General features: G+C 54.8%; 12 protein-coding genes and 2 tRNA genes. 3 read left to right on the top strand and 11 right to left on the bottom strand.

Annotation, left to right across the window (positions count from 1 at the left end; all coding sequences use genetic code 11):
• Positions 1–5: 5 nt before the first annotated feature.
• From modA to B9Z44_RS00265, 5 genes are read right to left on the bottom strand one after another with little or no spacing between them, the layout of a single operon-like run.
• Positions 6–797 (bottom strand): molybdate ABC transporter substrate-binding protein, encoded by a 792-nt coding sequence (gene modA, locus B9Z44_RS00285; protein WP_108401383.1) that lies wholly within the window; start codon positions 795–797, stop codon positions 6–8.
• A gap of 24 nt (positions 798–821) precedes the next feature.
• Positions 822–1796 (bottom strand): Bug family tripartite tricarboxylate transporter substrate binding protein, encoded by a 975-nt coding sequence (locus tag B9Z44_RS00280; protein ID WP_108358711.1) that lies wholly within the window; start codon positions 1794–1796, stop codon positions 822–824.
• Between the two features lie 17 nt (positions 1797–1813).
• The gene (gene tcuB, locus B9Z44_RS00275; protein ID WP_108401382.1) at positions 1814–2986 is read right to left on the bottom strand and encodes a tricarballylate utilization 4Fe-4S protein TcuB; all 1173 of its coding nucleotides are present in this window, start codon (positions 2984–2986) and stop codon (positions 1814–1816) included.
• Positions 2973–4415 carry an FAD-dependent tricarballylate dehydrogenase TcuA gene (gene tcuA, locus B9Z44_RS00270; protein WP_108401381.1) on the bottom strand — a complete coding sequence of 481 codons (1443 nt, stop codon included), beginning with the start codon at positions 4413–4415 and terminating at the stop codon, positions 2973–2975. The genes tcuB and tcuA overlap by 14 nt, the downstream gene beginning before the upstream one ends.
• A gap of 54 nt (positions 4416–4469) precedes the next feature.
• Positions 4470–5399 carry a LysR family transcriptional regulator gene (locus tag B9Z44_RS00265; RefSeq protein WP_108358708.1) on the bottom strand — a complete coding sequence of 310 codons (930 nt, stop codon included), beginning with the start codon at positions 5397–5399 and terminating at the stop codon, positions 4470–4472.
• Positions 5400–5485: 86 nt separating this feature from the next.
• Between B9Z44_RS00265 and B9Z44_RS00260 the strand changes: the two genes are divergently transcribed.
• Positions 5486–5562, top strand: a tRNA-Pro gene (locus B9Z44_RS00260).
• 43 nt (positions 5563–5605) lie between these two features.
• A tRNA-Arg gene (locus B9Z44_RS00255) sits at positions 5606–5682 on the top strand.
• A gap of 18 nt (positions 5683–5700) precedes the next feature.
• Here the strand turns inward: B9Z44_RS00255 and B9Z44_RS00250 are convergent.
• Together B9Z44_RS00250 and B9Z44_RS00245 are read right to left on the bottom strand one after the other, a co-directional pair.
• Positions 5701–6618 (bottom strand): hypothetical protein, encoded by a 918-nt coding sequence (locus B9Z44_RS00250; RefSeq protein ID WP_108358707.1) that lies wholly within the window; start codon positions 6616–6618, stop codon positions 5701–5703.
• A gap of 98 nt (positions 6619–6716) precedes the next feature.
• Positions 6717–7256 (bottom strand): hypothetical protein, encoded by a 540-nt coding sequence (locus B9Z44_RS00245; RefSeq protein ID WP_146179018.1) that lies wholly within the window; start codon positions 7254–7256, stop codon positions 6717–6719.
• Positions 7257–7373: 117 nt separating this feature from the next.
• Here B9Z44_RS00245 and B9Z44_RS00240 point away from each other — a divergent pair, with 117 nt between their 5' ends.
• Positions 7374–8330, top strand: a complete 957-nt coding sequence (locus B9Z44_RS00240; RefSeq protein ID WP_146180564.1) for a YncE family protein — start codon at positions 7374–7376, stop codon at positions 8328–8330.
• A gap of 12 nt (positions 8331–8342) precedes the next feature.
• Here B9Z44_RS00240 and B9Z44_RS00235 read toward each other — a convergent pair whose 3' ends face one another.
• Genes B9Z44_RS00235 through B9Z44_RS00220 form a run of 4 tightly spaced genes read right to left on the bottom strand, consistent with a single transcriptional unit; the run spans position 8343 to position 12164 of the window.
• Entirely contained in the window at positions 8343–9047 is a 705-nt protein-coding gene (locus tag B9Z44_RS00235) for a glutathione binding-like protein (protein WP_108401379.1), read from the bottom strand.
• Between the two features lie 9 nt (positions 9048–9056).
• Positions 9057–10319, bottom strand: coding sequence for an acyl-CoA dehydrogenase family protein (locus B9Z44_RS00230; protein ID WP_108401378.1), 1263 nt, complete (start codon positions 10317–10319; stop codon positions 9057–9059).
• Positions 10320–10348: 29 nt separating this feature from the next.
• On the bottom strand, positions 10349–11431 hold the full coding sequence (locus B9Z44_RS00225; protein WP_108358702.1) for a phosphotransferase: 1083 nt from the start codon (positions 11429–11431) through the stop codon (positions 10349–10351).
• A 13-nt stretch (positions 11432–11444) separates the two neighbouring features.
• A complete protein-coding gene (locus tag B9Z44_RS00220; protein ID WP_108358701.1) occupies positions 11445–12164 on the bottom strand; it encodes a Crp/Fnr family transcriptional regulator in 720 nt (239 codons plus the stop codon).
• Positions 12165–12237 lie beyond the last annotated feature (73 nt).

Genomic DNA, 12237 nt, shown 5'->3' with positions numbered 1-12237 from the left:
CGCCATTATCGGGCGGCGACGGGGTCTAAACCGGTTTGACGAATCGTCTCTGCGACTTCGGGAGATTGGAAAAATTTAATCAGTTGCTTGGCTGTGTCTTGCTCGGTGGAGCCTTCGACCAAGCCTGCTGAGAAAAAGATGGTTTGCTGCACAGACTCGGGCAAGGTGCCAATGAAATCGAGCTCTTTGAAATAAATCAACTCGCTCACTTGCTGAAAGCCCAGCTCGGCATCGCCGCGTGCCACGACAGCGCCCACGCGTTCGCTCATGATTTTCTTGGCGGTGTCTTTGAGTTGCTCCGCCACGCCGAGTTTAGGGAACAGCTCAGTCGACAAATAGGTGCCACTGGCACTGGCCGAGTAAGCAATGGACTTGGCGTTGAGCAAGGTTTGTTTCAAAGCCGCTACCGTGCTGATGTCGGGCTTGGGGGTGCCTTTGCGAACTGCAGCGCCAATTTGCGATCGCACCAAATCCACGCGACTGCCTTGGATGACATTGCCTTTTTTTATCATCGCCTCTAAGCCGCCGTCCGACAAAATAATCAAGTCAAACTTTTCACCGCGCGAGAAGCGGGTGGGAATGGCGTCAGGGGCATTGCCTACGGATGCACCAAACGCGCTGATGACTTTGTGGCCGGTTTGTTTTTCAAACTCAGGCACGAGTTGTTTGTAGGCTTCGGTGAATGCGCCTGAGGTGATGACGCGAATCTCGGCAGCTTGGGCAATCTGCGCGGCAGCTAAAAATAACCCAACGCCAACCAGTAGCAGGCGGCGGGTGATGTGGTGTGTCAATGTCATGTGTTGTCTCCGTTTGGTTATTTTTTATTCGCCTGTGATTTTTCGTTCACGAATCACACGTCCCCATGTGGCCGATTCTTTGGCGATGTACTTGGCCAATTCATCGCGCGTACCTGGCTGTGGGGTGAGGCCGTGGCTGTTGAGTTGCTCCACCACATCGGGTGACTTCAATACTTTGACTAGCTCTGTGTTCCAACGGTCCAAGATGGGCGCAGGCACTTTGGATGAGGCGACAAAGGCATACCAGTTGGTTGCGCTAAAACCTGGGTAGCCAGACTCAGCCACGGTCGGAATTTTTGGGAGTTGTTTCAGGCGTTGCGCTCCGGTGCTGGCCAAAGGAATGAGCTTACCGTTGTCGATGTAGGCTTGCGACGTGGAGTAGGTCGAGAAGTAAGCGGCAACACGACCACCTAACAAATCCTGCAAGGCAGGTGCGCCGCCTTTGTAGGGTACGTGCACGGTGTCTATCCCTGCCATGTCGTCTAGCAACTCACCAGCGAGGTGAGAGGCTGAGCCAGGCCCTGTCGACGCATAGTCGAGTTTGCTTGGATTCTTCTTCGCGTAGGCGATGTACTCTGCAAAGGTCTTGATGCCTGTGCCTGCGTGCACCACCAACACGTTAGGAAAGTTCACACCCATGGTGATGGGCGAGAGGTCTTTGACGGGGTCGTAGGGCAGCTTCATCATGTGCGGTGCGATGGTGAGCGGGCCGACCGAACCAAACAAAATCGTGCTGCCGTCGGTCGGGCCATTGGCAGCAAATTGGTGAGCAATGTTGCCGCCTGCACCGCCCCGGTTGTCAATGACCACCGACGCGCCGATGTTGTCTCCCAATTTTCTGGCGATGATGCGCGCCGCTGTATCCGCTGCACCGCCGGCTGCAAAGCCGACCAACATGGTGATGGTTTTCTTGGGTGGAAACTCTTGGGCGTGGGCGGTCAAAACCGATGCGCCGAATGCGAGCAACATGCAGTTGCGAAGGAAGTTACGTTTTTTCATGGGTTGTCCCTTTCAAATTATTCGCTGCCCAAGCCGAGTTGGTTGGGTTGTCGTTTTTCAACGGCATGGCGTAGCAATGCCGCCGTTCTAAAAATACCGTGCGCAAACTTGCCGTAGGGCAGGGTGGCAAACAAGGCCATCACCACACCCAAATGAATGGCCAACAGCGCAGGTAAGGCGGCGCTACCGCGGCCCAACCACAAGGCCAGGCCGCTCAGACTGGTGAAAAACAGCAAGGCGATGAAGCCCAAGTCCATCGGTTTTTGCGCCGCATCGCCGTGCATGGGGTGGCGTTGCCGGTGGAGCTTGGACAGGCCTGCCGTGCCCAACAACAAACTCACGCCACCGATCGCGCCCAGTAGTTTGGGCATGCTGGGGAGGTCATAAGGGGCGATCCAGCCGAAGGCATAGTGATACACCGTGCCTAAGCTGGTGGCGGCAAAGCAAAGCATGAACCCGTAAAAAGTGAGGTGGTGTGCGCGACGGCGCGACAGCGTGAACGCATCGTCTTCGTTGTGACAGCCTTCGCCGTGTCCGCCATCTAGGTATTTCAGTCGCAACACGTCTTGCGTGGCTTCACTGGCTGCAGGTGGGGTCACCGCAGCACCGCTGGTGGCGGGGGTGATGTCACGCCAAAAACGTCGCACGCCTAAGCTCAATGCCAATGCGGCAAACAAGAACACGGGCGCGAACAAGCTGACCAACAAATTGTGCGGAAACACGTCGTAGAAGTTGCCCGGCAGCTTGCTGGCCCACAAGGTGCCATTCATTTGCAGGGCGAGCAGCAAAAACAGCGACAAGCCAGCGGCCAAAGCTAATGACAAAGTGAGGCCATTGCGCTTGTAGAGCGCGCCTAAGGCAGAAGGCCATGCGTAGTCGGCATACGTTTGGCCGCGCACCTGCGCCATGGCTTGCGGCACATTGACCGCAAACTCGTGCGGCGGTGCGTATTGGCAGGCATGCAAACAGGCGCCGCAGTTGTGGCAGAGGTTGGCGAGGTAATGGATGTCGGCTTTGCCAAATTCCAAGCGACGCGTCATCGCGGGGAACATGGCGCAAAAGCCTTCGCAGTAGCGGCAGGCATTGCAAATTTGCAGCTGTCGCGCCACTTCGGTTTCAGGCGCAGACAGTACAACTTCGCCATTGGCCAAAGCACGTGCGTCGCGTGTGAGGGCATCAAGCGTTTGCATGTGCAGCCTCCTTGGAAGCTAAAGCAGCTTGGGCAGCTTTGGCGGCTTGTGTGCCAGCAATGCGGCCAAACGCTGTGCCAATCGACATGCCCACACCTGCGGTGTAGCCCTTGCCCAGCACGTTGCCAGACATCATTTCGCCCGCCACAAACAGGTTGTCGCTGGGTACATCGTTAAAGCGCACCGCGGCTGTTTCATCGGTTTTGAGACCAAGGTAAGTAAAGGTGATACCAGGGCGCAAGGCGTAGCCATAGAACGGACCGGTGTCGATGGGGCGAGCCCAATGCGTTTTGGCAGGCGTCACGCCTTCGGTGTGGCAGTCGTCCAAGCTGGTGTGGTCAAACGTGCCGATGCGGCACGCGCGGTTGTAGTCGTTGAGGGTTTGCATGAAGGTGTCCACAGGCAAGCCAAGTTTTTGCGCAAGCTCTGGCAAGGTGTTGGCTTGCACACCGGGAAACACTGGCGGCATGAAGCGGCCAATGGCTTTGGCATCGATGATTGAATAGCCAATTTGCCCCGGCTGCTGTGCCACCAAACGGCCCCAAATGGCGTAGCGCTTTGGCCAGAAGTCTTCGCCTTCGTCATAGAAACGTTGGCCTTCGCGGTTGACCACCACGCCGAGCGACACGCAGTCAATGCGGGTGCAAATGCCACCGTCATAGAGCGGGGCGCGTGCGTCAATCGCCACCATATGGGCTTGGGTGGGGTCGCCAATGCGGTCCGCGCCATGGGCCAACATGTGTTTGAGCAACACGCCTTGGTTGAATTTCGTGCCACGGATGAGGAAGTTGTCGGCAGGCCATTCACCGCGCTCGTTTTGGCCCCATGCTTCGCGCAGCCATTCGCGATTGGACTCAAAGCCACCAGCTGCCAACACGCAGGCTTTGGCCGTGATGCGCTCTTGGCCGATGTATGCCGCGACGAAGCGGCCATCTTCAATGTCGAGTTTGTCGACGGACGCGTTGTAGCGAATTTGTACACCCAGTTTTTCAGCGCTGCGGTAATACGCATTGACCAAGGCTTTGCCGCCACCCATGAAAAACGCGTTGGTGCGTGCCACATGCAGGGCGCCTGAGAGAGGTGGCTGAAAGTGCACCCCGTGTTTGCGCATCCAATCGCGACAAGTGGAAGAGGCACGGATGACCAAGCGGGCTAGTTTCTCGTTGGTGATGCCGCCCGTGACTTTGAGCAAGTCTTGCCAATACTCTTCTTCTGGGTAGGCTTCGATCAGCACGTCTTGTGGTGCGTCGTGCATGCAGCGCAGGTTGCGGGTGTGGCCTGAATTGCCACCACGCCATTCGCGTGGCGCTGCTTCGAGCATCAAGACCGATGCGCCTGCTTCGGCCGCCATGAGTGCGGCGCATAGGGCGGCATTGCCGCCGCCAATCACCAGCACATCAGGCTGTTTTGTACTTGCTTTGGTTGTCATGCCCGAGAGTGTCGGACGAAACAGTTATGTTGAGAAGTGAAATATATGCTTTGATTATTTCGTTTTTCGCATCAATTGGGTTTTTGATGTCTTGGGCTTGAGGTGTGCTTTTTGAATCAACTCATAAAAGGCTTGGGCGGCTGGCGAAAGGCTGGTGTTTTTGTGGCGCAGCAAAGCCACTCTGCGTTTCACCACAGGCCCAGTCAAGGTGATTTTGCGCACATGGGCGCGGTCACCTTCTAGCAAGGTGGAGGAAGGCAGGATGGCGCAGCCCACACCTGCTGCGACCAGATTGATAGCCGTGGCGTGGTGTTGAACTTCATAGTTGCCGTTGAGCCGGATGCCGTGCTTGGCCAACTGGTAGTCCATGAACACACGGGTGGCCATGAAGTTGCTCACCACAATCAAGTCGGCTTCGCGCATGTCTGCCCATGTCACGGTGTCTTTGCCTTGCAGTGGATGCGTGTCTCGACAAATGAAGACCAAGGGGTCGTCAAACAAAGGGGTTTCAATGAGGTCGGGGTGAACTTCGCCGTTCACCGCAATGCCAATTTCGGCTTGGTGGTTGAGTACAGCCTCACGCACTTCGTAAGAAGCCGCATCCAAGAGACGAATGCGGTTACCCGGGCACTCATCGGCATATTGACGAATCAGCTCAGGCAGCATGTGTGCGGCCATGCTGGGCACGCAGGCGAGGGTGAAGTTGCCTTTCGCATGCTGTGACATGTCTTTGAGACGGCCCACTGCAGAGGTCATTTCATTCACGATGGCGCGGGCTTGGGGTAAAAAGTCACGGCCAACAGCGGTCATCTCGACGCGACGCGTGGTGCGGTCAAGCAGCTTTAAGCCCAAATAAGCCTCGAGTTTTTGCACCCGGCGTGTGAGTGCGGTTTGCGTGATGTGTAGCTGGTCGGCGGCTTTGTTGAAGCCGCCGAGTTCTGCCGTCACCACAAATGCTTGTATGCCATCAAAATCAATTTTCACGTCTCAATTGTGAATCAACATCGCCACTAGATTTTCATTTCGATCGCGACTGAAAAGAGGTCATTTGCGAGTTACAATAACCAAATCGGGGCGTAGCGCAGCCTGGTAGCGCATCTGGTTTGGGACCAGAGGGTCGTAGGTTCGAATCCTATCGCCCCGACCACAAAAGCAAAAAAGGCCTCGAATTTCGAGGCCTTTTTTCATTTCTGTCCGTAGCTCAGTTGGATAGAGCAACAACCTTCTAAGTTGTGGGTCACAGGTTCGATTCCTGTCGGACAGGCCACCTTTTGAAACACGTCACTTAGTTGAATAACCAGTCTGGGTTCAACGCCACGTAGCAGTTCTTTTCTCCAAGTAACTGGCCATCTGGGCTCACGCAGAAATTGGCACGACGGAACTTCTTTTCGTCGGTCAGCACGTAAGAGCGGTAGAGCTCTTTGCTCTTGATGCCTGTTTTGTCTTTAGGGTGCAACATCATGAGACGTGTCGAACCACATTCGCCTTTTTTGATGCATTCTTTTTCGGCTTTGTCGTCGACATAAAACTCAATGTAAATCGCACCCGGAAACTTTGTTTTGGGTTTGGCCACCTTGATCATGCAAGGCATGTCTTGCGCGTGGGGTAGGCCCATGCGATCGGCAAAGGTGTTCATCTCAGACAGCACCGTGTCACGGTATTTGGCTTTGATGGTTTTGTGACACACAAAGTAATCGGCATACGTATTCGTAAACACCACGGGCGTGAGCGGTCGGTTGTTGCTATCGAGCTGGATGATGGCAGCGTCGTAAATGGCACTCACAGCAGGGGGGGGGGCCTTTTTATCGGCTTTGCCGTGACCTCCGCCGTGACCATCACCACCTTTTTTGGCGTCCTTTTTAGGGTCACCATGGCCATCGTCTTTCTTCTTTTCGTCCTTTTTAGGAGGAGCACCGTGGCCATCGTCCTTTTTCTCTTCTTTTTTAGGCGCACCGTGGCCGTCGTCTTTTTTGCCGTGGTCGTCTTTGGGTTCTGGCTTATGCGCTTCTTTGGGCTCAGCTTTAGGAACTTCTTGGGGCTCCTCAAACTTCGGTTTAGCCACGCGTTTGTAGATGTAACCGCTGCGTCCAACTTCACCATTTTCTTCGATGTAGTCGAATTTCGGCTTAGGCGGTTCCTCTTTGGCCGCAGCCTTCTTAGGCGGATCATTCGCAAACGCTGGCGAGCCCATGAGGCTCGTCATCAGCAGAGTCGTCGCGAGAAGTGTGAAGGTTGAAAAACGCATATCCCTAGAAGATCGACTGTTCAAGGGGAGGCTTTAGCTCCGCAGGCAAAAAAGCCTTAAGGGACGGTATAACAAGTGGTGTCTGTGAACAACTTGCCTTTGTCTGTGACGCATTGTTGAGAGATGAGCTTGCGTGACATATCTGACAAGAAGTAAGAACGGTAAAGCACTTTGTCTTTAGGAATCAGGCTGATGCTGCGAAACACCGGGCATTGTTCGTTGCGCACGCAAGCCGTCAAGCGCTGCTGGTTCACATAAAGGTGAATGTTGATACGCCCAGGTGTCAAGCTTTTGTCGGTGCCAATACTCACCACGCAGGCATCACCTTTGACGAATGGCAAATCAACCAATTCGGCAAAATAGTTCATCTCTGCCACGACCAGTTCACGAAACCAAGGTGCCACGATACCGTTGCAATCAAAGTAGTCGAGCTTGGTGGTGTGAACCAAGATTTCGGTGTAGGGACGATTCTTCGGCCCCAGCAACAACATGGGTTCGGCCCCAGATTGAGGTGGGCGAGCCAACAGAGCACGTGATGCAGTCGGTTTGTCTTGCGCAAGCACACCCGTCCACACGGACAGGAGCAGGCAGGTCAACAGGAAAAACTTCTTAAACATGACGTCTTATGAATCGGTTGTAACAGGGTTAACTTTATCAGTTTGTGGTTCGTGCACGTTCTCGTAAATCAAGTAAAGTGAATTCGAGTCGATTCAATGAACAGAATGAATATAAAACGGTCAATCTGGATGGGTGTGTTAGCTGCAGCTTTACTAGGCTGCGGTGGGGGCGGGGGTGGAGGCAGCCCAGCCGTCGTCAATTCGCAACCGCCTGTGACCCCGCCAGTGCCCGTGGCTTCCGTCTCAGTATTTGGCCCAACGATTGCTGCGCCTAAACATTTGGTATTTTCTGGTGCCAATCTTTATGTAGCGTATCAATCGGGAATTCTTGTTTTGAATTCAACAGGGAGTTTTGTCACTTCTTATTCTGTCGCCGATGCCGTGGGCATCGGTGTGCAGTCGGGACTGGTTTATCACACAGGAAATATCACTAGCGGCGAAGATACGATTTTCGAATTAGGCAGCTTGACGCCCAAAGTGGCCTATGCCTTGAATAATTTTGATGGCATGGTTTTTTATGCCTCCAATATGTTGTTTGTCGCCAATAGCAGCAATGTGTTGGCGTACACAAATTTTTCAAATCCTGTTTTCATCACAGGCTTAGGCGCTACACCGATGGCGATGGCTGCAGACACTCTCAACGCACGTATTTACTTGACTTTAGATGACAACAAAATTGGTTTTCTGAATCCCACCAACCCTAGTGCTGGATTAACTGTTTTGACCGAGGTCACACCTGCGAAGTGGGGGCCTTTACAAAAACCTAATGGCGTTGTGGTGTCGTCTACTGGTTTTGCGTACGTTGTGAATCAAGGTGATCCGAATGGCACGGGTGGTTACATCAGCAAAATCAATACAACCACTGGAGCGACAGAAACTCTGTTGAGCGATAGCGTTGGCAATTGGGGCTCGCTCGCTGTAGGATTTTGTGGTCCTATCGGCATCACTTTGGATGGCACTCAAGAAAATTTGTACGTCACAAACGGCAGTTGTTTGTCCAGCTATTCTGGCTATGGAAACAGCAACAAGATTTTGAAAATCAAACTGCCTTAACGCTCTGAGTTTTTAGCGTTTCGCAAATTGCGTTGATCCAAACAAAACTTCTTTGGCCTTGTCATCGTGCAACGGCTTACGCAAGTCAGCCAGCACCTGCACGCCGCGCTGTACCGCAGGTCGTGCTGCAATCAAATCAAACCAAGCTTTGAGGTGAGGGTAGTCGGCCCAATCAATGCCTTGGTTTTGCCAACTGCGTAGCCAGGGGAAGATGGCAATGTCAGCAATGCTGTAGCTGTTGCCAGCGATGAACTTGGTTTTTTGCAGTTGCTTGTCCATCACGCCATACAAGCGTTTGGCTTCGTTGGTGTAGCGGTTGTAGGCGTAGTCAATCTTCTCGGGGGCATAGATGCGAAAGTGGTGCGCTTGGCCCAGCATGGGGCCCACGCCACCCATTTGAAACATCAGCCATTGCAGTACTTCAAATTTGGCGCGATCGCTCTTGGGTAAGAGCTTGCCCGTCTTGGAGGCGAGGTACAACAGAATCGCGCCCGATTCAAACAGGCTGATGGGTTTGCCGTCTGGTCCATGTGGATCGACGAGTGCCGGGATTTTGTTATTGGGGCTGATCTTCAAAAACTCAGGCGTGAATTGTTCGCCTTGACCGATGTTCACAGGATGCGCCACCCAATCGCGGCCTAATCGCAAGCCACACTCTTCGAGCATGATGTGTACTTTGTGTCCGTTGGGCGTGGCCCATGAGTAAACGTCGATCATTGGTTTTCCTTAGCAGCCGCGTGTGACGGGCATTTCAACTTCTTGTGATGCGGTGGTGAGGTGCCGCGCAAGTTCGAGTTTAGCGATGGATTGGCGATGTACCTCATCTGGACCATCGGCCAAACGCAACCAACGTTGGGTGCAATAAGCGTAGGCCAGTGGGAAGTCGTCCGAGATGCCCGCTGCGCCGTGGGCTTGGATGGCCCAATCAATCACTTGACTGGCCATGTTGGGTGCAATCACTTTGATCATGGCAATTTCAGCGCGTGCTTCTTTGTTGCCCACGGTGTCCATCATGTAGGCGGCTTTGAGGGTGAGCAAACGTGCTTGTTCAATCTTGATGCGCGACTCGGCGATACGCTCATGCCACACGCCCTGAGTCGATAAAGGTTTGCCAAATGCCACGCGGCTGTTGAGGCGTTGGCACATCAGTTCTAGAGCACGCTCCGCTGCGCCAATGGAGCGCATGCAGTGGTGAATACGACCTGGGCCTAAGCGGCCTTGGGCGATTTCAAAACCACGGCCTTCGCCGAGCAACAGGTTTTCAACGGGCACACGCACATTGGTGAGGGTGACTTCCATGTGACCGTGCGGCGCATCGTCGTAGCCAAACACGCTCAAGGGGCGCACCACTTTCACGCCCGGCGTGTTGGCAGGCACCACCACCATGCTTTGTTGCGCGTGCTTGGGTGCCGTGGTGTCGGTCTTGCCCATCACGATGTACACCGCACAGCGCGGGTCACCCGCGCCAGAGCTCCACCACTTGGTGCCATTGATGACGTAGTCGTTGCCTTCGCGAACGATGCTGCATTGGATGTTGGTGGCATCTGACGAGGCCACAGCTGGCTCGGTCATCAAGAAGGCTGAGCGAATCTCGCCGCGTAGCAAAGGCTCAAGCCATTGCACCTTCAGGGCTTCGCTGGCGTAGCGTTCAAAGGTTTCCATGTTGCCGGTGTCGGGGGCCGAGGAGTTGAACACTTCGGCTGCGAAGGACACGCGACCCATGATTTCGCACAGAGGGGCGTATTCCAAATTGCTCAAACCATCGGGCACGCGTGGGCTGTGAGGAATGAACAAATTCCACAGGCCGGCAGCGCGTGCCTTGGGCTTGAGTTCTTCCACCAACGCGGTTGGAATCCAAGCATTGCCTTTGGCGCGGTTGGCGGCAATTTCTTCAAAGAAGCGTTGTTCGTTGGGGTAGATATGCTCGTCCATGAAGGCGAGCAGGCGCGTTCGCAGGCCTTTGACTTTGTCGCTGTAATCGAAGTTCATGTGATGTATTCCTTGACGCTGTTATTCTTTTAGGCTTGTTGTGCAAATTTCCATGCCAGCTCGGCCATGGGGCGCGCAGCTGCGCCGTTGGCTTTGGCTTGGTCGCTAGACGCTGTTCCAGCTTCCACGCGCTTGGCGATGCCTTGCAAGATGGCCGCGATGCGGAACATGTTGTAGGCGAGGTAAAAGTTCCAGTCGGCCTTCAGGTCTGCCGGTGTGGCTAAGCCTGTGCGGTCGCAATAGCGGTAGATGTTTTCGCTCTCGCTGGGAATGCCGAGTGCGGCAATGTCCACGCCGCCAATGCCCCTGAAGGTGCCGGGCGGGATGTGCCAGCCCATGCACAGGTAGCTGAAGTCTGCCAGTGGGTGACCGAGGGTGGACAACTCCCAATCGAGCACAGCCAACACGCGTGGCTCGGTGGGATGGAACATCAAGTTATCCAAGCGATAGTCGCCGTGCACGATGCTGACTTTGTTTTCGTCCTTGGCGCTCGCGGGCATGTTGGCAGGCAGCCATGCCATGAGATGGTCCATTTCAGGAATAGGCTGCGTGACGGAGGCCAGGTATTGCTTGCTCCAGCGACCAATCTGGCGCTCAAAGTAATTGCCGGGGCGGCCATAGCTCTCTAGCCCGCGCCCAGCAAACTTCACGGTGTGCAGGGCTGCGATGACGCGATTCATTTCGTCGTAAATTGCACCACGCTCGGTATTGCGCATGCCAGGCAGTGTTTGGTCCCACAGCACACGCCCTTGAACAAACTCCATGGCGTAGAAGGCTCGGCCAATGATGGACTCGTCTTCACAGAGCACATGCATTTGGGGTACGGGCACATCGGTGCCGTACAGGCCTTGCATCACTTTGAACTCGCGTTCAATCGCATGGGCCGAAGGCAGCAGCTTGGCCACAGGGCCCGGCTTGGTGCGTAGCACGTAGCTCTTGGTTGGCGTGATGAGTTGGTAAGTGGGGTTGGATTGCCCGCCCTTGAACATCTCTAGCGAGATCGGGCCTTCAAAGCCCGGCAACTTGGCGCTCAGCCAAGCTGCCAATGCTGCGGTGTCTATGGGGTGTGCCGCTTGCACGGGCTGGGCGTTTGCTGTGTCGTCCCGGCTCATGCGTGGGCTCCTGTCAGTGGTCGGCTTCGCTGATGTGTAGCAAAGCGTCGCGGTTGCGAATCACCAAGCCACCCGGCTCGATGCGAATGGCTTCCTCGCGTTCCATGGCTTTGAGTTCTTGGTTCACACGTTGGCGTGAGGCACCCAAGAGTTGCGCCAATTCTTCTTGCGCCAGATGCAAACCAATGCGAATTTCTTGCGCGTTGGTCAGACTCTGCACACCGTAGCTGCGTGCCAAGTGCAGCAGTTGTTTGGCCAAGCGCGAGCGCAAGGGCAGGGTGTTGAGGTCTTCCACCAAACCAAACAGTTGGCGAATGCGGCGTGCTTGCAAGCGCAGCATGGCTTCGTAGAACTCCACATGCTGGCTGAGAATTTTTTGAAAGTCTGCTTTGGCCACGCAAAGAATGGTGGTCTCGCCGTGGGCGTACACATCGTGCGTGCGACGGTCCCCGTCGAGGATCGCCACGTCGCCAAACCATATGCCAGGCTCCACATACGTGAAGGTGATCTGCTTGCCCGACAAGGAGGTTGAGCTCACGCGCACCGCGCCACGCGCGCAAGCCATCCACTCTTCGGCTGGGTCGCCGCGAGCTGCGATCAAGTCGCCGTCTTTGCATCGTTTGACGTAAGCGCATCGAAGAATGTCGTGCCTGAGTGAAGGTGAAAGAGAAGAGAACCAACGTCCTGCGTTGATGGCCTCGCGTTCTTCGATGTTAAGAATAGGATCGTCCATAGCCTGTCTTTTGTGTGACCTGAAAGTAAGAATTTGTCACTCAGGAGACCCGCGCTTTGTGTGGGCCTGAGTG

Origin of the sequence: Limnohabitans curvus, from assembly GCF_003063475.1 — a bacterium.
In the GTDB taxonomy this organism is placed as follows: domain Bacteria; phylum Pseudomonadota; class Gammaproteobacteria; order Burkholderiales; family Burkholderiaceae_C; genus Limnohabitans; species Limnohabitans curvus.
Note: the sequence above shows the minus strand (reverse complement) of the source record. Positions and strands in the feature narration are given on the sequence as shown.

Coding starts and splice junctions, on each gene's coding strand:
- tcuB (WP_108401382.1), bottom strand. CDS start 2,986: ATGCAAACGCTTGATGCCCTCACACGCGACGCACGTGCTTTGGCCAAT.
- B9Z44_RS00235 (WP_108401379.1), bottom strand. CDS start 9,047: ATGATCGACGTTTACTCATGGGCCACGCCCAACGGACACAAAGTACAC.
- B9Z44_RS00220 (WP_108358701.1), bottom strand. CDS start 12,164: ATGGACGATCCTATTCTTAACATCGAAGAACGCGAGGCCATCAACGCA.
- B9Z44_RS00225 (WP_108358702.1), bottom strand. CDS start 11,431: ATGAGCCGGGACGACACAGCAAACGCCCAGCCCGTGCAAGCGGCACAC.
- B9Z44_RS00230 (WP_108401378.1), bottom strand. CDS start 10,319: ATGAACTTCGATTACAGCGACAAAGTCAAAGGCCTGCGAACGCGCCTG.
- B9Z44_RS00280 (WP_108358711.1), bottom strand. CDS start 1,796: ATGAAAAAACGTAACTTCCTTCGCAACTGCATGTTGCTCGCATTCGGC.
- B9Z44_RS00250 (WP_108358707.1), bottom strand. CDS start 6,618: ATGACGAGCCTCATGGGCTCGCCAGCGTTTGCGAATGATCCGCCTAAG.
- tcuA (WP_108401381.1), bottom strand. CDS start 4,415: ATGACAACCAAAGCAAGTACAAAACAGCCTGATGTGCTGGTGATTGGC.
- B9Z44_RS00240 (WP_146180564.1), top strand. CDS start 7,374: ATGAACAGAATGAATATAAAACGGTCAATCTGGATGGGTGTGTTAGCT.
- modA (WP_108401383.1), bottom strand. CDS start 797: ATGACATTGACACACCACATCACCCGCCGCCTGCTACTGGTTGGCGTT.